The sequence below is a fragment of the Paracoccus sp. MBLB3053 genome (assembly GCF_031822435.1).
GTDB classification, from domain to species: Bacteria; Pseudomonadota; Alphaproteobacteria; order Rhodobacterales; family Rhodobacteraceae; genus Paracoccus; species Paracoccus aurantius.
Map to the genome: position 1 here is coordinate 334,166 of NZ_JAVQLW010000003.1, position 21,204 is coordinate 355,369.

Sequence of the window (21,204 nt, forward strand, 5' to 3'; positions counted from 1 at the left end):
GGGAATGTCCTAAGACCCGCCCCGACCCCCCCTTTCGCGGAGCCTCCCTTGCAGCAGAAGCCCGAACCCACGCGCGACGAATCCATGATCGGCCTGCTGTCCGAGCCGCGCCGCCGCCGCATCCTGGAATGGATACAGGAAGAGGGCGCGGCCCGCGTGCGCGAGTTGGCAGCTGCCTTCCAGGTTTCCGAGGCGACCATTCGGCAGGATCTCGAGCGGCTCGAAAGCGAAGGGCTCATTACGCGGGAACATGGCGGCGCCTATCTGAACTCGGCCCCGGCTCAGGTGGAAAGCCTGATGCTGCACCACCAGGAAAACATGGACAAGAAGCGGCGGATCGGTGCCCTGGCCGCCAGCCTCGTCAAGGATGGCGAGACGCTGATCCTGGATGCCGGCACCACGACGACCGAAGTCGCGACGCGGCTTGTCCATCGGCGAAACCTGACGGTGATCACCAACGCGCTCAACATCGCCATCATCATGGGCGCGGTGCCGGGTTTCGAAGTCCATATGCCCGGCGGCCAGTTCAAGGCGCCGACGCTTTCGCTGTCAGGCGACAAGTCGGTCGACTATTTCCGCAACATCTTCGCCGGCAAGCTGTTTCTCGCCACGGCCGGCGTCGCCCTGGACGCGGGTCTGACCTATCCGAGCTTCGCCGATCTGCAGCTGAAAGAGGCGATGATCCGCGCCGCCTCGCGGGTCTACCTCGTCGCTGACAGCACCAAGATCAACAAGAGTTCGTTCACGAGGCTGGGTTCGCTTGAGGTCATTCATTCCTTCATTACCGATGACGGGATTTCAGACGCGGACGCCAAGGAATTCGAGGCTCGGGGTATCGAACTGCTCATTGCGCGATAGCGGAACCGCCGAAAGACGTGCTCAGGCCTCTCCCGCCGCGCGAAGACGGCGGATCACGCGCTCCAGGGCCTGGATGAACAGCCGCTGCTCGGAGGACTCGACTTCGCCCGCGCGCAGCATCAAGCCGACCGCGCCCCGCGTCGTGCGGGTCTCGACCGGCAGCCGGACCAGTTCGCCCGCCGCGATTTCCCGCGCGACGACGCCTGTCGAGATGATCCAGATCGCATCGCTGTCGCGCGTCTTGGCCCGCCCGAAACAGACCGAAACGGTCTCGATCCGGTTGCGCGGCAGCGGCACGCCTTCGGCAACCAGCATCCGACGGACAAGCGGCCGGATCGCCGCCGTCGATGGCGGATAGATCACGGGCCAGTCTACGATCCTCGCGAGAGCGGGGCTTTGCAGGATCGGATGGCCGGGACGCACCACGATTGCGACATCTTCCATGTAAAGCTGCGTGAAGCTCAGGCCGTGCATCGTCTCTGGCTCGCCCAGCCGACCAATGACCGCGTCAAGCTCACCGTCGTGCAGCAATCGTGTCAGATGGTGATGCGGGCCGTCGATGATGCGCAGACGCATGCTCGGGGCAACGGCTGCAATTTCATCCACGACGGGCGGCAGAAGCCGTGCCGCGACCGAAGGTAGTGCTCCGACGTTCAATCGCGAGCCCGTGTCCTCACCGAATGCCTGTAGTCCAGCCAACCCCTGCTCAAGTGAGGCGAGGCTCGCATTGGCGAAACTATGGAACAACTCTCCCTGGGCCGTCAGCGCGATTCCACCTCGACCTCGGGTCAGCAATTCTGCCCCGACGATGTCCTCAAGTTCGGAAAGGCTGCGCGAGATCGCCGGCTGGGTCAGATGCAGGGTTTCGGCAGCGCGCTTGAGGCTTCTGCCGCGCACGATCTCGACAAAGGCTTGGAGGTGGCGAATCTTGATCCGGCGATCCATTACTTATCGTTTTTGGTAAGTCATCTGCAGAATACATCATTTTACATTTCAAACACCACATGTAATCTTTCCGTTGGGAGAGGAAACACTTGGCTGCAAAAGCAAATGACCACCGCAAGCAGGGTTCCAGCCCTGGTCGCGCCGAGACATCGGGTCGCGAGGCACCGTTCGCATTCCTTCATGAAGCGCAGGTGACCTGGCTTGGGTGTCATGCCAAGAAGATCTCCAAAGCTCATGAATAGGGGAGGAGCCCAATGAAACGAACATTGCTGGCCAGCATTGCCGCCATTGCAATCGCCGGAACCGCCTCGGCGCAGGAGGTGACGCTGCGCGTGCACCATTTCCTTTCAGCCGAGGCCCCGATGCACAAGGGCGTGCTCGAGCCCTGGGAAAAGATGGTCGAAGAAGCGTCGGGTGGTCGCATCGACGTGCAGCTTTTCCCTTCGATGCAGCTTGGCGGCAAGCCGCCGCAGCTTTTCGATCAGGCCCGTGACGGCGTCGTCGATGTGTCATGGACGCTGCTTGGCTATACCCCCGGTCGCTTCCCGATCTCCGAGGTCTTCGAACTGCCGTTCCTGTCCGGCACCGCCACCTCGACCACCATGGCGCTGCAGGAGTTCCAGGCGAAATACATGGGCGATGAGTTGAAGGACGTTCATCCGCTTCTGATCCATGCCCCTGCCGCCTACAAGTTCCACACCAAGGGCAAGCCGATCCAGTCGATGGCCGATCTGGCCGGCCTGAAGATCCGCACGCCATCGCGCATGATGACAGACGGGCTTGGCGCTTTGGGCGCGACTGCCATCGGCATGCCGGTGCCCGAGATCGCGCAGGCGCTGACGACAGGCGTCATCGACGGCGCCGTTGTGCCGTGGGAGGTCTTCGGCTCGCTGCGCATCGAAAGCGTCACCAAGGACCACACTGAGTTCGGGACCGAAAATGGCGGGCTTTCAACCTCGGTCATGGCGCTTGTCATGAACCAGGCCAAGTACGACTCGCTTCCTGACGACCTGAAGAAGGTGATTGACGACAATTCCGGTGCCACGCTCGCGGCAATCGCTGGCACGACCTTCGACGAAGCCGAGGCAGCCGAGCGGCAAAAGGCCATCGATGCTGGCGGTACGATCGTTATCATTCCCGAGGCGGATCTTGCCGAATGGAAGGATGCGACCCAGCCCGTTGCCGATGGATGGGTCAAGGCAATGAACGATGCCGGTCACGACGGGCAGGCAATGCTGGATGACGCGCGCGCCATGCTGACAGCCGCGCAAGGCAAGTAAAGAGACGGAGGGCGGCATGGCCGAAACCAATGTTTTGACCGAACATTCGAAATCAGTTGCGGTTCCCCGCTGGCTGGCCGCCCTTTGCAAGCTGTTTGCGGGGATCGGGGGCGTCACGCTGCTTGCAATGATGCTGATGACCGTTGCCAGCGTCATCTTGCGGGGTGTGGTGGGCAAGCCCATCCCCGGTGATTTCGAAATGGTCGAGATTGCAAGTGCTATCGCGATCTTCTGTTTCCTGCCCTGGTGCCAGGTGAATGGCGGAAATGTGCTGGTCGACTTCTTCACCCAGAAGTCGGGCCCGCGCACGAACCACCTTCTCGAGGCACTGGGCGATCTTTTCTACCTGCTGATCTCGGCATTGCTGCTGTGGCGGCTGTGGCACGGAGCAGCGGAAATGCGCCAATACGGAGAACAGACAATGGTCCTGCGGCTGCCGGTCTGGACCAGCTTCATCATCATTCTTCCCGCCATGGCGCTGCTGGTCGCCACATGTGCCGCCACCCTGCGCGGACATCTGAAGGCCGTGTGGAAATGACCGGCATCGCCGCCGGGCTGACGGGCTTTGCCGTATTGCTGGTGATGATGGCCATCCGCATTCCAATCGGGGTTGCGATGCTGTCAGTCGGGATCGGGGGTTATGCTCTCTATACCGGGCTGACGCCGCTTCTGGCATTCCTCAAGACCTCGACCTATTACCAGTTCTCGACCTATTCGCTGTCGGTCATTCCGCTTTTCGTCCTGATGGGCGAGTTCGCGACCAAGGCAGGCATGAGCCGGGCGCTTTACCGTACCGCCGCCGCCTTCCTTGGTCATCGCAAGGGCGGCCTTGCCATGGCTTCCATCGGGGGTTGCGCCGCGTTCGGCGCGATTTGCGGTAGTTCGCTCGCCACCGCAGCGACGATGGGGCAAGTGGCTCTGCCCGAGATGCGCCGTTACAACTATTCGGGCGCGCTCTCGACCGGATCTCTGGCCGCTGGCGGGACGCTTGGCATTCTCATTCCGCCATCCGTCATCCTCGTCCTCTATGCACTCATGGCCGAGCAGAGCATTGCGAAAATGTTCGTGGCCGCCATGGTGCCGGGCGTCCTGGCCGCCATCGGCTACATGATCGCCGTGGCGGTCTATGTCCGGCGCAATCCCGAAGATGGTCCCGCGGGGCCGCGCGCGAGCTGGGCCGATCGCCTGGGCGCCCTGCGGGAGACCTGGTCCATCATCCTGATCTTTGCCCTGGTGATCGTAGGCATGTATCGCGGCTGGTTCACCCCGACCGAGGCTGCTGCCATCGGCGCATTCGGATCGGGCCTGCTCGCCATCCTGCACGGCGGAATGCGGCTGGATGGCCTCATGGCCTGCCTGCGCGGCACGGCTCAGACATCGGCCATGATCTTCCTGATCATGCTTGGCGCCGAGATGTTCAACGCCTTCCTCGCCCAGACCCAGACCCCGATGCTGGCGGCGCAGGCCATTCAGAACGCGGGCCTCTCGCCCATGCTGGTATTGATGGCCATCCTGTTGCTGTATCTCGCGCTCGGCTGCGTCATGGATTCGATGTCCATGCTGCTGCTGACCGTCCCGATCTTTTATCCGATCATCGCAGGGCTGGACTTCGGCATGACCCGCGAGGACACGCTGATCTGGTTCGGAATTCTGGCCGTCGTGGTCGTTGAGGTCGGTCTGATCACGCCGCCGGTGGGCATGAATGTCTTTGTCATCAACGGGATGGCCAAGGATGTTCCCATGCTGGAAAGCTTCCGCGGGGTCCTGCCCTTCCTCATCAGCGATGCGATCCGGATCGCCGTCCTGATCGCCTTCCCCTTCATCACTTTGGGGATGGTCCGTCTTTTCAGCTGAATGCCACGTCAGACCCGGTCAGTTCCTGGCCGGGTCTGACGTGATCGTCTCGGCCACAAGCTGTCGAAACCAACGACAGGCCGAGTCTTGATGAAGCCGTCGGTGCCAGCTGAGATATACCTGCGACGAGGGTAATGGAAACGGGGTGTCTGCGACATTCAGCCCCTCTGTCTCGGTCTCGGCCAGTCTGCGCGGAACGACGGCGATCATGTCTGTCGCGCGCACCAAAGGTGCCACAAGCAGGAAGTTCGGAACGCGGATGCCCAGAACTCGACCCCGGCCCATTGTGGCAAGGTGATCGTCCACGGCATCCCTCTCACCCGCGCCTTCGACCAGGGCAAAAACCTGAGGAATGCGGCAGAACTGATCAAGGGTGGGAGGGGCGGAAAGCTCGGGATGGTCCTTCCTCCAGATGATGCAGAATTCCTCATTGCTCAGCAGCCGCGCGGGGAAGGACTGGGGCGCGTTCTCGGCATTCGTGACTGCAAAATCGATCTCGCCCTTCTCCATGCTCGATGCGAGCCGGTCAATCGCCAGCGGCACGCCCTCGATCCTGACCCTTGGCGCACGGTCCGACAGCACGGGCAGCAGTCGCGGCAAGAGAATACCCAGCACCAGATCCGATGCGGCAATGCGGAAAACGCGGCTATCAGCAGCGGGATCGAATGGCACAGAAAGCGCGACAAGTGCGCGCAGATCCTCGATGGCCTCACCCAAGGGGCCGTGAATTTCTTCCGCCCGCGGCGTCAGGGCCATGCCATGCGCATTCCCGATCAGAAGATCGTCACCGAATAGCTGACGCAATTTCGCGAGTTGGGCCGACATGGCGGGCTGGCTGACACCCAGACGCTTTGCCGCGACTGTCACGCTGCGCTCGCTCAGCAAGACATCCAACGACACAAGCAACCCCAGATCCCGACGGTGAAATTCCATTCCGATTATGCCCACGATAATGAGGATCGATTTGAGTTTTGCTCGGCAAGGACCCACCTGTCTAGCGACAATCATTCCCCGGAGAATCATGATGAAGGCCGTTTCGCTGGCGCTTGCCCTTGCCCTGACCCCATTTGCCGTCCATGCCGAGGCCGTGACGCTGAATGAACCGCTGAGCGGGGCCACCCTGATCAGCCATGAAACGGACGTTTCCTTCTATTTCTCGGAAACGGACACCGAAGCCTTCAGGATCCATGCCAGCTATGTTGCCAAGATCGACCATGGCAATCCGAAGCATCTGATGATGGACCTGCGTGATGGCGACAGCGTCAGCTTTTCATTGCCGGCCCATCTGAACGAGGTCCTGACCTTCTCGCGTGACGGAGACAGCGTGACGGTCAAGAACGATCCGATCACGCTTCGCTTCGATGAAAATAGCTAGGTTCAGTTCGCGATCGCCCGGTCGAGGTGAAGATATCCTCCATCCGGGTGCAGCCATTGGCCGGTCATGTGACTGGACCGATCAGAAAGCAGGAAGGCGCAACAATCCGCGATTTCGCGCGCCGTGGTCATGCGCCTGCCAAGCGGGATATTGCGGGTGATCTCGGCCAGGCGGGCATCTGGATCGGACATGGTATCGAGCCATCGGCGATAAAGTGGCGTCATCACCTCGGCCACGACGATCGCATTGACCCTGGCGCCAAAGGGCAGGAAGTCCACCGCCCATTCGCGCGTCAGACCCAATTGTGCCGCCTTGGCGGCCACATAGGCCGAGGTGCCCCCTTGCCCCGAGAGCGCGGTCTTCGAGCTGATATTGACGACGGCGCCCTTGGCCGCCTTGATGTCATCGGCCAGCAGGTGAAGCATGGTGTAGTAATGAACGAGGTTCTGATCGAGGCTGGCGCGAAACGCCGCAGGCCCCTTGCCCAGCCCCACCCCGTCATTCGCCCCGGCATTGTTCACGAGACCGTAAACCTGACCGTGTCGCTGATGAATGGTCTCAACCGCCGTCACGCAGGCAGCATCATCCGATAGCTCGGCCTGAACAAAATCCGCGCCCGTCTTGGTCAGCCATTCCGGCTCGGGCGCGCGACGAGCGACGATCACGACCCGCGCGCCTTCCTCGCACAGGACCTCGGTGATGCCCGCGCCGATCCCCGATCCACCCCCGGTCACGACGACCAGCCTGTCTTGCAGATGCAGGTCCATCACGCCCCCCGGAACCGATAGGTTTCAAGGCTTTCGGATTTCATCTCGATCGAGAAGCCCGGCATGACCGGCGGCATGTAGGCTGCGTCGCGGATGGTGCAGGGGTCAAGGAAATGCTCATGCAGATGGTCGACATATTCGATGACCCGCCCCTCTCGCGTGCCCGCGATGCAGAGGTAATCGATCATCGACATGTGCTGGACATATTCGCACAGGCCCACGCCGCCGGCATGGGGGCAGACTTTCAGCCCGTATTTCGCGGCCATCAGCATGACGGCGAGAACCTCGTTCAACCCACCCATGCGGCAGCTGTCGATCTGCACCACATCGATCGCGCCGCGCATGATGAATTGCTTGAACATGATCCGGTTCTGGCACATCTCGCCGGTCGCGACCTGCACCGGGGCCACGCCCTCGCGGATCTTGCGATGGCCCTCGACATCGTCGGGGCTGGTCGGCTCTTCGATGAACCAGGGCTTGACGAAGGCGAGCTTCTTGACCCAGTCGATGGCCTGGTCGACCTCCCAGACCTGGTTGGCGTCGATCATCAGGTTGACATCGGGGCCGACCTCGTCCCGGGCGATGGTCAGGCGGCGGATGTCGTCATCGAGATCGCGGCCGACCTTCATCTTGATATGGCGGAAGCCAGCATCGACGGCCTCGCGGCAAAGGCGGCGCAGCTTGTCATCGTCATAACCGAGCCAGCCCGCGCTGGTCGTGTAGCACGGGTAGCCTTCGGCCTTGAGGGTGGCGATCCGGGCCGCCTTGTCCTTGGCCTGCTCAGTCAGGAAATCCAGCGCCCATTCGGGTGTGATGCAATCGGTCAGGTAACGGAAATCGATGCAGCGCACCAGCTCGGCGGGCGACATCTCGGCCACCAATTGCCAGACCGGCTTGCCTGCGGATTTTGCCCAGAGATCCCATACGGCGTTGACCACGGCGCCGGTCGCGAGATGGATCGCGCCCTTGTCCGGCCCGATCCAGCGCAACTGGCTGTCCGAGGTGACATGGCGCCAGAACCGGCCCATGTCCTGCGCGATCCAGCCAAGGTCCAGCCCTGTCACGACCGGACGAAGCGCCTCGATCGCGGCGACGCAGATCTCGTTCCCGCGCCCGATGGTGAAAGTCAGGCCGTGTCCTTCATGCGGACCATCGGTTTCCAGGATGACATAGGCCGCCGAGTAATCGGGGTCAGGGTTCATCGCATCGGAACCGTCCAGATGCTGGCTGGTCGGAAAGCGCACATCGACGGTGCGCAGGCCGGTGATCCTTGTCATGCCTTCACCTCTTGCCGACCACGGGGGCCGTCGCACAGGAACGTCATCTTGTCCTCGTTGAATGAGCCGGGGGCTGTTTGCCCCCGGCAGGTTGGAAGCGATCAGTCGTAAAGGACCGCCGCGATTTCCGGATCGTCTATGTTAGATTTGTCATACCAGAAGAATCCGGTATCGATGTTTTTCTCGACGGTCTCGCCCTTGGCGACGGCTACTGCGGCCTTGACCGTCTCATAGCCGATGCCCACCGGGTTCTGGGTAATCGCGCCGGCCATCTGACCGCCGCGGATCGCATCCTTCTGCACCGTGCCCGAGTCAAAGCCGATCACGACGACCTCTGCACCCATTTCGCGCACGCCGTTCAGAACGCCGATCGCCGAGCCTTCGTTCGTGCCGAATATGCCCTTGATGTCAGGATTCGCGGTCAGGATTGCCTTGGTGATCTCGGTCGATTTCAACTGGTCGCCATCGCCATATTCCAGCGCCACGATCTCGATGTTCGGATATTTTTCCTTGATTCCATTCACGAAACCGTCACGCCGATGCACACCCGTCAGCGAGGTCTGGCTATGGGCAACGACGGCGATCTTGCCTTCGCCGCCGATCAGCTCGGCCATCTTGTCGGCGGCGAGAGCGGCGGCGGAAATGTTATCCGTGGACGCGGTCGAGGTCGGAATGTCGCTGTCCACACCCGAGTCAAAGGCGATGACCGGTATATTCGCGGCTTGGGCCTTTTTCAGCAGCGGAATGACCGCCTGGCTGTCCAGCGCCGCAATGCCGACGGCGGCGGGCTGCTTGGCAAGGGCGGCGGCGAGCATGTCGATCTGCTTGTCGACCTGGGTCTCGTTATCCGGGCCCTCGAAGGTCACGTCGACCCCGAATTCCTCGCCGGCCTTGTCGGCTCCCTGCTTCACGGCCTGCCAGAATTGATGCTGAAACCCTTTCGAGATCAGCGGGATGTAAAGCTTGTCCTGAGCCTGCGCAGCGCCTGCCCCGGACATCAGCGCCAACGCGGTTGCCGCGCCGATCAGTCCTCGTCTTGTGAACATGTTTTCCTCCCTGATGTTCACGGTTGAATCAATTGGCTGACCGCCGCCGCAACTGGTCGGCATAGACGGCGATGATGATGATGAAGCCGGTGACGACGGTCTGCCATTCAGGCGCGACCGAAAGGACGCGCAGGCCGTTTGTCAGCACCGACATGATCAGCGCTCCGATCAGCGTGCCAAGGATCGTGCCACGTCCACCGGATAGCGAGGTCCCGCCGATCACGACGGCAGCGATGGCTTCGAGTTCGTAACCAAGCCCCAACGCGGGCTGCGCCGAGTTCAAGCGGCTCGAGATCAGGATACCTGCAATCCCGCAGATCGACCCCGCCAGCGCATAGATCGCCATCTTCCAGCGATCAGTATTGACGCCCGAAAGCCTGACTGCCTCTTCGTTCGAGCCCAGGGCAAAGGTATAACGGCCAAGCACGGTCCGACCCAGCACCCAGGCGATCACTGCAGCCACGATGAACAGGATCAGCACACCGTTCGGCAGGGGAAATTGCGGGATGATCTTGCCCACGATCGACCCCTGAGAAATTTCGGTATAGCCCTCGGTATCGTTGAAATAGATGGGCTTCGTTCCCGTCACGATCAGGGAAAGCCCCTTGAGGATGAGCATCATCCCCAGCGTGGCGATGAATGGCGGGATCTTGGCCTTGGCGACCAGCGTCCCCGAAATCAGCCCGCAAGCCGCCCCGGTCGCCATGCCGGTCGCGACGCCAAGGATCAGCGGCATGCCCATCCAGGTCAGCACCACGCCGGTCATCACCGCGCAGAATGTCATGAGCGTGCCGATCGACAGGTCGATGCCGCCGGTGATGATGATCATCGTGACACCCACGGCCAGAACCCCGTTGACCGAAGTTGCCTGAAGGATCGACATGATATTGTCGACCTGGAAGAAGCGCGGGCTGGCGAGCGAGAAACCGACCACCAGCACGATCAGACTGGCAAACGCCAGCAGCTTTTGTTGCGCGGCACCTCGGCGGGCCTGCTTCTCGCTCATGTTCGCTTTCTCCTCGAGCATCATTCTGCCGCCAGCCCCTCTCGTTTTGTCGCAAGGGACATGATGTCCTCTTGCGAGGCGCCACCGGGCAGGATGCCGGTCAGCCTACCTTCGCACATTACCGCGATGCGATGCGACAGGCGCAGCACCTCGGGCAATTCGCTGGAAATGACGATGATTGCCTTGCCCGCCGCGGCGAGTTCGTTCAGCAGGCGATAGATTTCCGCCTTGGCACCGACATCGATGCCGCGCGTCGGTTCATCGAAGATCAGGATATCGCAATCACGCAGAAGCCATTTCGCGATGACGACCTTTTGCTGGTTGCCGCCGGAAAGCAGACGCACCTCCTGCCGGTCGCCCGGCGTCCGGATGCTCAGCGTCTCGATATAGTCGCGCGCGATACGGCCCAGCTCGGGCTCGTCGATCCGCCCCAGCCGGTCGGCGTATCTGGGCAGGCTTGCCATCGCGATATTGGCCCGAACGTCCATGCCAAGCGCGAGCCCGTAATGCTTTCTGTCCTCGGACAGGTAGCCGACACCCGCCCTGACGGCGTCGGCAGGCGTCTTGATCTGCACGGCTCTGCCATGAACCCGGATTTCGCCCCGATCGGCCGGCTCTGCGCCAAAGATCGCACGAGCAAGCTCGGTCCGGCCTGCGCCCATCAGGCCGGCAAAGCCAAGGATCTCGCCCTTCTTCAGGGAAAAACTGATGTCCTTGAGCTCGTGTCCGCGTGACAGGTGGCTGACCTCAAGCGCGACCTCGGCACCCGAAAGATCGGGAATGATCGCTGCCTCATCCGTGAGCTCGCGCCCGACCATCATCGAGATGATCTTCGCGATCGGTGTATCCTCGGCGTCGACGGTCCCGACATAGGCCCCGTCGCGCATGACCGTGACCCGGTCCGAGATGCGCTTGATCTCGTCCATCTTGTGGCTGATGTAGATGATCCCCACACCTTCCGACTTCAGCTTGCGGATGATCGCAAAGAGCTCGTTGATTTCTGCGTCGTTCAGCGCGGCCGTCGGCTCGTCCATGATCAGGACCCGCGAACGATAGCTGAGCGCCTTGGCGATCTCGACCATCTGTTGGCGCGCGATCGTCATGCCGCCGACAGTGGCACGCGGATCGATCGGAATGTGCATCGCCTGGAATATCTCGGCAGCTTCGCGGTTCAGCCGCGTTTCGTCGATCCGACCGAAAGACATTCTCGGCTCGCGTCCGATCCAGATATTCTGGGCAACGGTCAGGTCCCGCATCAAGGCCAGTTCCTGGTGAATGATGCCGATGCCCAGATCCTGGGCGGCCCTTGGTGTCGGCAGTTCGACTTCGGCCCCGTCGATCAGCACCCGCCCATGATCAGGATGGTAGACGCCCGAGAGGACCTTCATCAGTGTCGATTTGCCTGCCCCGTTCTCACCCATCAAGGCGTGCACCTCGCCCGCGCGCAGGTCGAAGCTGACGGATTTAAGGGCGTGAACGCCGGGAAAGCTCTTGTCGATCCCCTCCATCCGCACCAGTTCTGTCATGGTTTCACCCCGTAGAAGCGCATGGCGTTCCCACCCATCACGGCGGCACGTTCCTCGTTCGTCAATCCTTCGAGCAAGGTTTCCGTCAGCTCGAGCCAGGCCTCGTAGTCTCCGGCAAGGTTCAGGACCGGCCAGTCGCTGCCCCAGATCAGCCTCGATGGCCCGAACCAGTCCAGCAGATGTTCGACGATCGGCATCAGCGCGGCCGACGGATCGCGAAGTTCATCGGCCGAGAGCTCGGTCAGAAGGCCCGACAGCTTGCAGTGCAAACCCTGCGCGGCAAGGTCCTTCATCCCACGCTCCCAGCCTGACTTGTCTCCGGGCTGGGGCTTCGCTGCGTGATCGATCACCATCGGGAGCGCCGGGTTCTGCCGGACAAAGCGTGACAGCACCGGCAGATGCCTTTCCGTCACCAGCGCGTCGAATGTCAGCCCCAGTCGAGCCAGCGCATCCAGCGCGTCCGCGCGGGGCGAGGTAATCAGCCAGTCGGTTTGTGCGATATCCTGGAGCATCGGACGGATGCCGCGAAAGCGCGTGTCCTGCGCCCTGAGTTCAAGATCAGCGACAGCCGAGCCTGAGGACAGATCCACCCATCCCACCACGCCGACAATTCCGGGATGGGTCTTGGCAAGTGAAAGCAGGTGATCCGTCTCGGCCAGCGTGGGCGCGGCCTGAACCGCGATGACAGGTCCGCCCTTGGGATGATCGTTCGGGTCGAAATCCCTTCGGATCGGGTGAAGTGGCCCACCCTCTCCCTCAAGCCAGCCATAGTCTGCGCGGTCGAGCCGCCAGAAGTGGCAATGTGCGTCCAGTCTTTGCATCGCCGCCCCTCCCCTGGCCGCGAAAAGCTCGGATCAGATCGTCACGCCCCCATCGACCAACATGGCCTGACCAGAGACGAAACGGCTTTCATCGGAAAGAAGGTAGACCACCATCGGCACGATGTCGTCCACCGTCGCGAGGCGGCCCATGGGCTGACGCGCGATGAAATCCCTTTCCGCCTGCACCGGGTCTGCAGCGGAAGCGATGCGGGATCGCAGGCTGGGGGTATCCACCGTGCCCGGGCACAGTGCATTGCAGCGGATTCCTTGCTTGACGTAGTCGGCTGCAATGGCCTTGCTGAGGCCGATGACCGCCGCCTTGGAAGCCCCGTAGGCGGTGCGGTTCGGGAAACCTTTGATCGAGCTCGCCATCGAGGCCATGTTCACGATGGAAGCCGTGCCGGTTTCCTGCGCGCGCTCCAGCATGCCGGGCATGACCTCACGGCAGATACGCATCATCGCCGTCACATTCAGGCTGAAGGCGAAATCCCAATCCTTGTCTTCGATATCGAGAAGCGAGCCGTTGTGGACGACGCCCGCACAGTTGAAAAGCCCATCCAGGGGGCCGACCTGAGCCGCGATCGCCTTGACCGCGTTCGGGTCGGTCACATCCAGCACGGCGGTCTCAATACCGTCGAGGCCCGAGAGCAGATCACCGTTGATATCGGTTGCGGTAACTTTGGCGCCTTCGGCGGCAAGTGCAAGAGCACTGGCCCGCCCAATCCCCTGACCAGCTGCGGTCACCAGGATCGCCTTGTCTTTTAACCGCATCAGACCCTCCCCGTCCTTTGCAAAATTCTTATATGAACTTTCTATCCACATATGAATTCTTGTGGCAAGCTTTTTCTTGGTGGGAGGAAAGCCAATGACAGAAGAACCACAGGAAGGTGCGGCAGATCGATATCGCGCGCCAGCGCTGGATAAAGGTCTGGATATTCTCGAGATCCTGGCGGACCAGGCGCGCGGTCTGACGCGAGCCGAAATCGTCAAGGAAATGGGGCTTAGCGCGTCGCAGATCTATCGGATGCTGGAACGTCTGGTCGCGCGCGGCTATGTGATGCGGCTTGAAGGGGGCGATCGCTATGCCCTGACGATGAAGCTTTACCTGCTTGCCACGCGGCATCCACCGTTGCGCCGTCTCGTAGCGCAAGCCCAGCCCCTTATGGATGAATTTGCCCGCGATCAACGCCAGTCTTGCCACCTTGTCGTCCCGGAGCAGGGAACGGGGATCGTCGTCGCACAGGCGACCCCGATGGGACATTGGGAGTTCCGCGCCAGACTGGGTGGCCAGCTTGATCTGTTCACCACGGGATCGGGCAGGACATTGCTTGCCTTTCAGCACCCCGACCGCATCGTCGATACGCTTGGCATTTGGGGGGTGGCGCAGGCATCCGAGCGTCTTGCCGGAATAGGCCTGCATCTTGAGGACGTCCGCAAGCAAGGGGCCCGCGTTGAGCCTTCGGCGCAGTTGGTCGGCGTCACCGATCTTAGCGTTCCGGTGCTTGGCCCAGGCGCCGAGGCCATCGCTGTTCTGACCTGCGCCTATATCGATCACCCCGAGGATGATGGAAAAGCGGGGCGCGACAGCGCACTTGCGGCGCTCAAGACACTCGCCCATTGCCTTTCCGAGGAATGAACGCCCTCACCTGCGCCCAGAAAGCGCAGGCTATTGTCTCATTTGCGCAATATCGAACGGGCAATTCCAACCGATTACGGGGTCGATTTGAAATTAATGGATTTACCTTAAGCTCACGGTCTTGTTAGCCTGACCGCAGAGATCACTGGATCAAGGCCGTAGAAATGCCCTTCATCGATCGACGCTCTCTCTGCCCCTTCGTTCTTGCCGCTTCGATTTTCTCGGTCGGATTACCCGCTTCCTTGCTTCTGGCCCAAGAGGCGCAGCCCGCACCGACGGTCCTTGTCCAGACGGCGACGCAGCGCGAGATTCATCCCGAATTCGCCCATCCCGGGGTCATCGAGGCGGAAAACAAGGCCACAATTCGCCCGCTGGTGACCGCACAGATCATCGGCAATCACGTTGTCCCGGGCGCGATTGTCGAAAAGGGTGAGCTGCTTTTCGAACTGGATGATCGCGATTTCCGCTCGAACCTGCTCGAGGCCGAGGCAGCCCTTGCCGTGGCCAGGGCCCAGGTCGGCGAAAGGCAGCTTGAGTTCGAACGCAAGCAGACGCTGGTCAGCCGCGAAACGGCTGCGCAATCCGAGCTTGACCTCGCGACCGCACAGCTCGACGCGGCCAAGGCCCAGGTCCAGGCGGCGCAGGCCGCAGTCGAACGTGCCGGAAAGGCCCTTGAAGACACCAAGATCTATGCCCCGTTCGAGGGCAGGATCAGTGCCGCGAATTATGGCGTTGGCGATGTCGTTTCGCCAAACAATCCGATCCAGCCCGAGCCGCTTGCCGAGATCGTCGCGCTCGATCCGATCTATGTGCTGGGTTACCTCAGCCAGCAGGTCTATGACCTCTTCATCCAGCGTCGTGACCGCATGCAGGCCGCAGGGACCGCGATACCCAAGCTCGAGCTGACACTGGAATTGCCAAGCGGCCAGATCTATCCCGGCAAGGGAAGATTCGTCAGCTGGGATTTTCAGGCTGCAGCGACGCGCGGCTCGATCGCGGCCCGGGCCGAGTTCCCGAACCCCGACGGCGTGCTCCTGCCGGGCATGAACGTCACCCTGCGCGGCAACGCGGTCGAGGCCATCAATGCCGTGACAGTGCCTCAACGCGCCGTCGGCCAGGACCAGCAGGGTCACTATGTCCTGACCGTGGGCGATGAGGGGAAGGTCATTCGGAACAATATCGAGGTCGGCATCCGTGATGGTGCGGATTGGACCGTGATCTCGGGGCTTGAGGACGGGGCGAATGTCATCGTCGAGGGTTTGCAGAAAGTCCGCGAGGGTCAGGAAGTCGAAACCCAACCCTTTAAGCAATGACCAGCCGTCACGGGATTTGAGTCACGGGGATTGATCGGACATGGGACCGCAGTTTTTTATCCGCCGGCCTAGATTTGCGTTTGTGATCTCGATCGTGATCACGCTCATGGGCTTGCTCACGATGGTCGTGATGCCCATCGACCAATATCCCGACATCGCGGCACCAAAGGTCGTCGTCCGCGCAAACTATCCCGGCGCAAGCGCGGATACCGTTCGTGACGCGCTGGCCTCACCGATTGAATCGCAGGTCAACGGCGCCGAGGGCATGGTCTACATGTCTTCGAAATCCGCGAGTGATGGCAGCTATACGCTGACGATCACCTTCGAAGTCGGCACGGATGCCGACCTTGCTCAGGTGGATGTACAAAACCGTGTCACCCTGGCCCTGCCGAGCCTGCCTGAAGAGGTTCGCCGCCGGGGCGTCAGTGTCCGCAAGCGAAATCCCGACATTCTCATGGTCGTGAACCTTCTGTCCCCCGATGACAGGTTCGACCGCGTTTTCCTGTCGAACTATGCCAGCCTGAACATCGAGGGCGAACTGGGCCGGCTGCCGGGCGTCAGCGAAGCCAGCATCATCGGTGCGCTCGATTACGGCATGCGCGCATGGCTCGACCCGATCAAGCTCGCCAATCAGGGTATCGGGGTGAACGAGGTGGTCGCGGCCATCCGTGAGCAGAACGTCCAGGCCGCGGTCGGTCAACTCGGGGCGGCCCCCAGCCCGGACACGACCGAGTTCCAGTATGTCCTGACCACCAAGGGACGGCTCACCTCGCCAGAGGAGTTCGGCAATATCGTTATCCGGGCCGACGCGGCAGGATCGATCCTGCGGCTGCAGGACGTCGCCCGGATCGAGTTGGGCGCCGAGGTCTACAAGGGGTATGGGGAATTCAACAACGGCCCAGGCGTTCTGATGGCCATCTACAAGCTGTCGGACGCGAATTCGCTCGATGTCGCCAAGGCGGTTCGCGCGAAGATGGACGAGCTGTCGGGCGGCTTCCCCGAGGGCATGGAATACGCGGTCGGTCACGACACGACGCTTTTCATTTCGGCCTCGCTTGAGGAAACCGCGATGACGCTGATCTTCACGGTCATCCTCGTCATCGCAGTGACCTATCTTTTCCTCGGCAGCATCCGGGCAACGCTCATTCCCGCGATCGCCGTTCCTGTTTCGATCATCGGCACTCTTGCCGTGCTTTATGCGATGGGGATGACGATCAATACGGTGACGCTTTTCGCGCTGATTCTCGCGATCGGGGTCGTGGTCGACGATGCGATCATCGTCGTCGAAAACGTGGAACGTCTGATGCACCACGACGGCCTTCCGGCGCGCGAGGCGACGCAGAAGGCCATGCAAGAGGTTGCTGGTCCCATCGTCGCGACCTCACTGGTTCTGGCGGCCGTGTTCGGCCCGGCCACGCTTCTTCCCGGCATCACCGGGCGCATGTTCGCAAACTTCGGCACGACGCTTGTGGTGGCCGTGCTGATTTCCATGATCAACGCCATGACGCTCAGCCCTGCCCTGGCGGCCACCGTGATGAAAGTCGGCGGCAAGCCGAACTTCGTCATCCGCGGCTTCAACTACGTCTTCGACAAGATCACGGCGGGATATGTGGCGCTTGTCGGCTGGCTGTCGCGACACATGCTTATCAGCGTCGTCCTGACCATCGGGCTTTTCGTCGCTCTGGGCGCGCTTTTCACCCGAACTCCGACCAGCTTCATTCCCGATGAGGACAAGGGCTTCTTCATCATCGACGTCCAGTTGCCGCAAGCTGCCTCGCTGGTCCGAACCGAAAAGATCATGGACCAGATCACGGAGGAGCTGAAGAAGGACGAAGCAATCGAGAATGTCATCTCGGTCAATGGCTACAGTATCCTCAACACGGCGCTTCAGTCCAATACGGGCATGATCATCGCCAAGCTGAAACCGTGGGAGGAACGCAAGGCACCGGACCAGCAGCAGGCAGCCCTGCAGGCCAAGTACCAGGCCCAGTTCCGCGAAATTCCGCAGGCCGTGACGACCGTGTTTGGTGCCCCCGCAATTCCGGGCCTCGGGACTGTCGCCGGGTTTTCCTATGTGCTGGAGGATACGCAGGGTCGAACGCCCGACGAACTTGCCCAGGCGCTGCAAAGCGTGCTCGCGGCCGCGAATGCGGAGCCCGCAATCGCCCGGGCCTTCTCGACGTTCAACGCCGGTGCGCCGCAGCTCGAGATCGAAGTCGACCGGGTGCGGGCAAAGACTCTGGGGGTTCTGGTCGGTGACATCTTCACCACGCTGCAGACCCAACTGGGCGGTGCCTATATCAATGACTTCAACATGTTCGGCGAAACCTATCGGGTCATGGTGCAAGCCGATTCCGAGTTCAGGCAGAACGAACGCGACCTGCTCGACCTTTACGTGAAGAACAATGCGGGCGAGCTTGTCCCGCTCAGCACTTTGGTTACGGTCAAGCCCACGCGCGGCGCAGATGTGCTCTATCGCTACAACACCTATAATTCGGCAACCATCACCGGCATCGCCAACGGACCCGGGGGCTTCAGTACGGGCGACGCGATGGACGCAATGGAGATTACAGGTGCCGAAGCAATGCCGCCCGGCTTCCGTTACGAATGGACGGATTCCAGCTTCGAAGAGCGCAAATCCGGCAATGCGGTGCCGATCGCACTTGGCCTGTCACTGATCTTCACCTTCCTTTTCCTCGCCGCACTTTACGAATCCTTCCTGACCCCCTTCGCGATCATCCTGTCCGTCCCGATCGCCTTGATCGGTGCGCTTCTGGGGACCTTGATCGCCGGGATGCCGCTCAGTCTCTACGGTCAGATCGGTCTGCTTTTGCTGATAGGTCTTGCGGCCAAGACCGCGATCCTGATTGTCGAGTTTGGCAAATCGCTGCGCGAGGTCGAAGGAATGGATCTGCACGAAGCGACGGTCACGGCTGCCAAGCTGCGCTTCCGACCTGTCATGATGACGAGCATCGCTTTCATCGCGGGGGTGTTCCCGCTGGTCATAGCCAGCGGCGCGGGCGCCGCCAGCCGCGTATCGCTTGGCGTTGCCGTCTTCGGCGGAACGCTGATGTCGGCCGTTGTCGGAGCGGTCTTCGTGCCGGTCTTCTTCAAGTTGATCCAGTGGTTGCGTGAACGAATCCACGGCGGCTCGACCAAGGCGCCCGAATAGGGCATAGGCGGAGCAAGCCTTCAGCGCAATGCGCTGACGAGTTCCAGGACCATCGGATGCTCGGGATTTGCCAAGGCATCAATGATGTTGAAATGATGCCTGTCAGGTTCCTCGATACAGGCGGTGGCCGCGCCAAGACCGCGCCAGATATTGGCAAGCAAGGCGTTCTGACGCTTGAACTCCGACGTTTCCGAGGCACCGACCCAACAACTTATCCGGGTTCCGGGGATCGGCGTCAGAAGCGCAGGGCTCTCGGCTGCGGCCTCGGCACTGTCCAGACGGAGCGTCTTGCTTCGCGAAGTCCTGAGCATAGGGCGCAGGTCGTGCAATCCCGAAATCGATAGGACATGCGCGATACGGTCCCTGTCTCGCGCCGGAAGGGGGCTGTTCTCGCAGACCATGCGACTAACGAGATGGCCACCTGCCGAGTGACCGGCAAGCACGACGGGGCCGGAAATCATTTCCGCTGCGGCTGAAATGGCCGCCCCGATCTCACCGGTGATCTGCGATATGCGGTTTTCGGGGCATAGCGTGTATTCAGGAATCGCGACTGCATAGCCATGGGCGAGCGCGCCGGATGCGAGATGCGACCAATAGCTGCGATCAAGCGCCATCCAATATCCGCCATGAACGAAGATCATCAGGCCACGGACCTCTGCCTCGGGCAAGAAGACATCCATGCGATTGCGTGGCCCGGACCCGTAACTGACCCCCAGCCGTGCCCGCCCCGAGGCCGAGATGGATTCACGAAACGCCCTTGCAGGCTCGATCCAGCGACCCGGCCAGGAATCGCCATTGGGGATATTTGCAGAGTTGGCGTAGACCGCATCCCAGTCGGAGATCGCTTGCAGCATCGTCATCAATCCTTTCGTCCGCCATGCGCGTTTTTTCGGAATGAAGATTATGTCTGGTCACCGTTTGTAAGTGCAATCCGGGAAAGGGGCTCTGTTGTCTCGCCGTTACGGCCCCGCGTTTTGCGTCGGGCGAAGCCATTCGGTCAGTGAGGATTGCTGGGCAGATGGTCGCAGTCTCTCAAGCCTCGGGCCGGCTCCGGCCGGTGAACAGCAGACCAGATCGACTGACCGCAGGTCACTGGAAAATCACCGGAAATCGCGATGGGCGCAGGGGTTGCGCTTTCCGCTTCAGCTGAAAGCTGATACGCGACCGACACCTGGCCACGGGGTCTCGCCGATTAACATGTCGTTACGGTCTCGTGACAATGGGTATTTGCAGTTAAGGCCGTTATCGCTGATCCTTCCGCGAGACGGTCCGTAAGGACATGTCACAGCATAAAAAGGGAGGAAACCTTATGCTGAAATCGATTCTTGGCGCTGCCGCCGCGCTGGGTCTTGCCGCTTTGCCGGCTTTCGCTGAATTCCCCGAAAAGGATATCCAAGGCATCATCCAATGGGGCGCCGGTGGTTCGACCGACACGGTCGCGCGCGCCGTCACGCCTCATGCCGAAAAAGTGCTGGGCAAGAAAGTCGTCTTGCAGAACGTGACGGGCGGCGTGGGCGCCATCGGCCTGAACCAGGCCGAGCGGGCCAAGGCCGACGGCTACACCCTGCTTTTCGGCGCCGAGAATCCGCTGCTCTACAAGGTCATGCAGCTTGGCCAGAAGGATTATGCGGACTTCGTCCCGGTCAACATCCTGGCACGCGGGATCCCGATGCTGGTCGCCCGCCCGGATGCACCATTCGACACCTTCCCGGAAATGATCGACTACATCAACGCGAACCCGAAATCGGTCAAGTTCGGTTCGACCGGACCCGGAGGACTTCCCTCGGTCGTCTCGTCGATGATCCAGTCCAAGACCCCGATCGACGTCACCTTCGTTCCCTATGACGGTGACGGTCCGGCGCTGACCGCGCTGCAGGGCGGCGCGATCGATGTCATGCCGGCGGTTCTGGGCGCGGCCATTGAATCGATCAAGGGCGGAAAGATGAAGCCGATCGCGATCTTCGATACCGAACGCGTAGCCCAGCTGCCCGACGTGCCCAGCGTCACCGAAACCAATGCCGAATTCGCCGACCTGCTGCCTTGGGGCCCGTTCTTCGGCGTCTTCGTCAAGAAGGGCACGCCCGACGATGTTGTCGCGAAGCTGACCGAAGCCTATGAGACCGGCGCAGCCAATGCAGATTTCACCGCGCTGATGGACGGCCGCGGCTACAAGATGCTTTCGCTGACCGGTGATGAGGCGCAGAAGTTCCTGGCAGACTGGCAGTCCAAGACCTCTTGGCTGATCTGGGAAAGCGGCATCGCCAAGAAATCGCCCGAAGAATTCGGAATTCCGAAGCCCTGATTTCTTGCGGTTGCCCCTGTGGCGGA

19 protein-coding genes are annotated in these 21,204 nt (G+C 61.4%); 9 read left to right on the forward strand and 10 right to left on the reverse strand.

Features of this window, described 5'->3' with window-relative positions; all coding sequences use genetic code 11:
• The first annotated feature begins 48 nt into the window (after positions 1-48).
• The gene (locus RGQ15_RS18115) at positions 49-858 is read left to right on the forward strand and encodes a DeoR/GlpR family DNA-binding transcription regulator (protein WP_311162122.1); all 810 of its coding nucleotides are present in this window, start codon (positions 49-51) and stop codon (positions 856-858) included.
• A gap of 21 nt (positions 859-879) precedes the next feature.
• Here RGQ15_RS18115 and pcaQ read toward each other — a convergent pair whose 3' ends face one another.
• Positions 880-1,803, reverse strand: a complete 924-nt coding sequence (gene pcaQ, locus RGQ15_RS18120) for a pca operon transcription factor PcaQ (protein ID WP_311162123.1) — start codon at positions 1,801-1,803, stop codon at positions 880-882.
• Positions 1,804-2,057: 254 nt separating this feature from the next.
• Here pcaQ and RGQ15_RS18125 point away from each other — a divergent pair, with 254 nt between their 5' ends.
• Genes RGQ15_RS18125 through RGQ15_RS18135 form a run of 3 tightly spaced genes read left to right on the forward strand, consistent with a single transcriptional unit; the run spans position 2,058 to position 4,937 of the window.
• Entirely contained in the window at positions 2,058-3,083 is a 1,026-nt protein-coding gene (locus RGQ15_RS18125; protein WP_311162124.1) for a TRAP transporter substrate-binding protein, read from the forward strand.
• Between the two features lie 16 nt (positions 3,084-3,099).
• A complete protein-coding gene (locus RGQ15_RS18130; protein ID WP_311162125.1) occupies positions 3,100-3,621 on the forward strand; it encodes a TRAP transporter small permease in 522 nt (173 codons plus the stop codon).
• Positions 3,618-4,937, forward strand: coding sequence for a TRAP transporter large permease (locus tag RGQ15_RS18135; RefSeq protein ID WP_311162126.1), 1,320 nt, complete (start codon positions 3,618-3,620; stop codon positions 4,935-4,937). The genes RGQ15_RS18130 and RGQ15_RS18135 overlap by 4 nt, the downstream gene beginning before the upstream one ends.
• 18 nt (positions 4,938-4,955) lie before the next feature.
• Here the strand turns inward: RGQ15_RS18135 and RGQ15_RS18140 are convergent, their stop codons facing one another.
• Positions 4,956-5,870 carry a LysR family transcriptional regulator gene (locus RGQ15_RS18140; RefSeq protein ID WP_311162127.1) on the reverse strand — a complete coding sequence of 305 codons (915 nt, stop codon included), beginning with the start codon at positions 5,868-5,870 and terminating at the stop codon, positions 4,956-4,958.
• Positions 5,871-5,961: 91 nt separating this feature from the next.
• Here RGQ15_RS18140 and RGQ15_RS18145 point away from each other — a divergent pair, with 91 nt between their 5' ends.
• A complete protein-coding gene (locus RGQ15_RS18145; protein ID WP_311162128.1) occupies positions 5,962-6,312 on the forward strand; it encodes a hypothetical protein in 351 nt (116 codons plus the stop codon).
• 2 nt (positions 6,313-6,314) lie between these two features.
• Here RGQ15_RS18145 and RGQ15_RS18150 read toward each other — a convergent pair whose 3' ends face one another.
• The 7 genes from RGQ15_RS18150 to RGQ15_RS18180 form a co-directional block, all read right to left on the reverse strand.
• On the reverse strand, positions 6,315-7,079 hold the full coding sequence (locus tag RGQ15_RS18150) for an L-fucose dehydrogenase (RefSeq protein ID WP_311162129.1): 765 nt from the start codon (positions 7,077-7,079) through the stop codon (positions 6,315-6,317).
• Positions 7,079-8,356, reverse strand: coding sequence for an L-fuconate dehydratase (locus RGQ15_RS18155; RefSeq protein ID WP_311162131.1), 1,278 nt, complete (start codon positions 8,354-8,356; stop codon positions 7,079-7,081). The genes RGQ15_RS18150 and RGQ15_RS18155 overlap by 1 nt, the downstream gene beginning before the upstream one ends.
• Positions 8,357-8,457: 101 nt before the next feature.
• Positions 8,458-9,402 (reverse strand): ABC transporter substrate-binding protein, encoded by a 945-nt coding sequence (locus tag RGQ15_RS18160; RefSeq protein ID WP_311162132.1) that lies wholly within the window; start codon positions 9,400-9,402, stop codon positions 8,458-8,460.
• Positions 9,403-9,430: 28 nt separating this feature from the next.
• Entirely contained in the window at positions 9,431-10,408 is a 978-nt protein-coding gene (locus tag RGQ15_RS18165) for an ABC transporter permease (RefSeq protein WP_311162133.1), read from the reverse strand.
• Positions 10,409-10,428: 20 nt separating this feature from the next.
• Positions 10,429-11,934, reverse strand: a complete 1,506-nt coding sequence (locus RGQ15_RS18170; protein ID WP_311162135.1) for a sugar ABC transporter ATP-binding protein — start codon at positions 11,932-11,934, stop codon at positions 10,429-10,431.
• Positions 11,931-12,755, reverse strand: coding sequence for an amidohydrolase family protein (locus RGQ15_RS18175; protein WP_311162136.1), 825 nt, complete (start codon positions 12,753-12,755; stop codon positions 11,931-11,933). The genes RGQ15_RS18170 and RGQ15_RS18175 overlap by 4 nt, the downstream gene beginning before the upstream one ends.
• Positions 12,756-12,788: 33 nt before the next feature.
• Entirely contained in the window at positions 12,789-13,577 is a 789-nt protein-coding gene (locus tag RGQ15_RS18180; protein WP_409201356.1) for an SDR family oxidoreductase, read from the reverse strand.
• 43 nt (positions 13,578-13,620) lie between these two features.
• Here RGQ15_RS18180 and RGQ15_RS18185 point away from each other — a divergent pair, with 43 nt between their 5' ends.
• The 3 genes from RGQ15_RS18185 to RGQ15_RS18195 all read left to right on the forward strand — a co-directional run bounded on the left by RGQ15_RS18185 (position 13,621) and on the right by RGQ15_RS18195 (position 18,876).
• Positions 13,621-14,391: an IclR family transcriptional regulator gene (locus RGQ15_RS18185; RefSeq protein WP_311162137.1), complete on the forward strand. Its 771-nt coding sequence runs from the start codon at positions 13,621-13,623 to the stop codon at positions 14,389-14,391.
• 164 nt (positions 14,392-14,555) lie between these two features.
• A complete protein-coding gene (locus tag RGQ15_RS18190; protein ID WP_311162138.1) occupies positions 14,556-15,704 on the forward strand; it encodes an efflux RND transporter periplasmic adaptor subunit in 1,149 nt (382 codons plus the stop codon).
• Between the two features lie 40 nt (positions 15,705-15,744).
• Entirely contained in the window at positions 15,745-18,876 is a 3,132-nt protein-coding gene (locus RGQ15_RS18195) for an efflux RND transporter permease subunit (protein ID WP_311162139.1), read from the forward strand.
• 20 nt (positions 18,877-18,896) lie between these two features.
• On the opposite strand, the gene RGQ15_RS18200 is transcribed toward RGQ15_RS18195, so the two are convergent.
• Positions 18,897-19,736, reverse strand: a complete 840-nt coding sequence (locus RGQ15_RS18200) for an alpha/beta hydrolase (RefSeq protein WP_311162140.1) — start codon at positions 19,734-19,736, stop codon at positions 18,897-18,899.
• Between the two features lie 449 nt (positions 19,737-20,185).
• On the opposite strand from RGQ15_RS18200, the gene RGQ15_RS18205 reads away from it, so the two are divergent.
• Entirely contained in the window at positions 20,186-21,178 is a 993-nt protein-coding gene (locus RGQ15_RS18205; protein WP_311162141.1) for a tripartite tricarboxylate transporter substrate binding protein, read from the forward strand.
• Positions 21,179-21,204 lie beyond the last annotated feature (26 nt).

Bases quoted from the DNA above. Each gene is read 5' to 3' on its own strand.
- RGQ15_RS18170 (WP_311162135.1), bottom strand. From the start codon at position 11,934: ATGACAGAACTGGTGCGGATGGAGGGGATCGACAAGAGCTTTCCCGGC.
- RGQ15_RS18150 (WP_311162129.1), bottom strand. From the start codon at position 7,079: ATGGACCTGCATCTGCAAGACAGGCTGGTCGTCGTGACCGGGGGTGGA.
- RGQ15_RS18160 (WP_311162132.1), bottom strand. From the start codon at position 9,402: ATGTTCACAAGACGAGGACTGATCGGCGCGGCAACCGCGTTGGCGCTG.
- RGQ15_RS18180 (WP_409201356.1), bottom strand. From the start codon at position 13,577: ATGTGGATAGAAAGTTCATATAAGAATTTTGCAAAGGACGGGGAGGGT.
- RGQ15_RS18155 (WP_311162131.1), bottom strand. From the start codon at position 8,356: ATGACAAGGATCACCGGCCTGCGCACCGTCGATGTGCGCTTTCCGACC.
- pcaQ (WP_311162123.1), bottom strand. From the start codon at position 1,803: ATGGATCGCCGGATCAAGATTCGCCACCTCCAAGCCTTTGTCGAGATC.
- RGQ15_RS18135 (WP_311162126.1), top strand. From the start codon at position 3,618: ATGACCGGCATCGCCGCCGGGCTGACGGGCTTTGCCGTATTGCTGGTG.
- RGQ15_RS18125 (WP_311162124.1), top strand. From the start codon at position 2,058: ATGAAACGAACATTGCTGGCCAGCATTGCCGCCATTGCAATCGCCGGA.
- RGQ15_RS18130 (WP_311162125.1), top strand. From the start codon at position 3,100: ATGGCCGAAACCAATGTTTTGACCGAACATTCGAAATCAGTTGCGGTT.
- RGQ15_RS18190 (WP_311162138.1), top strand. From the start codon at position 14,556: ATGCCCTTCATCGATCGACGCTCTCTCTGCCCCTTCGTTCTTGCCGCT.
- RGQ15_RS18140 (WP_311162127.1), bottom strand. From the start codon at position 5,870: ATGGAATTTCACCGTCGGGATCTGGGGTTGCTTGTGTCGTTGGATGTC.
- RGQ15_RS18185 (WP_311162137.1), top strand. From the start codon at position 13,621: ATGACAGAAGAACCACAGGAAGGTGCGGCAGATCGATATCGCGCGCCA.
- RGQ15_RS18165 (WP_311162133.1), bottom strand. From the start codon at position 10,408: ATGAGCGAGAAGCAGGCCCGCCGAGGTGCCGCGCAACAAAAGCTGCTG.
- RGQ15_RS18205 (WP_311162141.1), top strand. From the start codon at position 20,186: ATGCTGAAATCGATTCTTGGCGCTGCCGCCGCGCTGGGTCTTGCCGCT.
- RGQ15_RS18200 (WP_311162140.1), bottom strand. From the start codon at position 19,736: ATGACGATGCTGCAAGCGATCTCCGACTGGGATGCGGTCTACGCCAAC.
- RGQ15_RS18175 (WP_311162136.1), bottom strand. From the start codon at position 12,755: ATGCAAAGACTGGACGCACATTGCCACTTCTGGCGGCTCGACCGCGCA.
- RGQ15_RS18145 (WP_311162128.1), top strand. From the start codon at position 5,962: ATGAAGGCCGTTTCGCTGGCGCTTGCCCTTGCCCTGACCCCATTTGCC.
- RGQ15_RS18195 (WP_311162139.1), top strand. From the start codon at position 15,745: ATGGGACCGCAGTTTTTTATCCGCCGGCCTAGATTTGCGTTTGTGATC.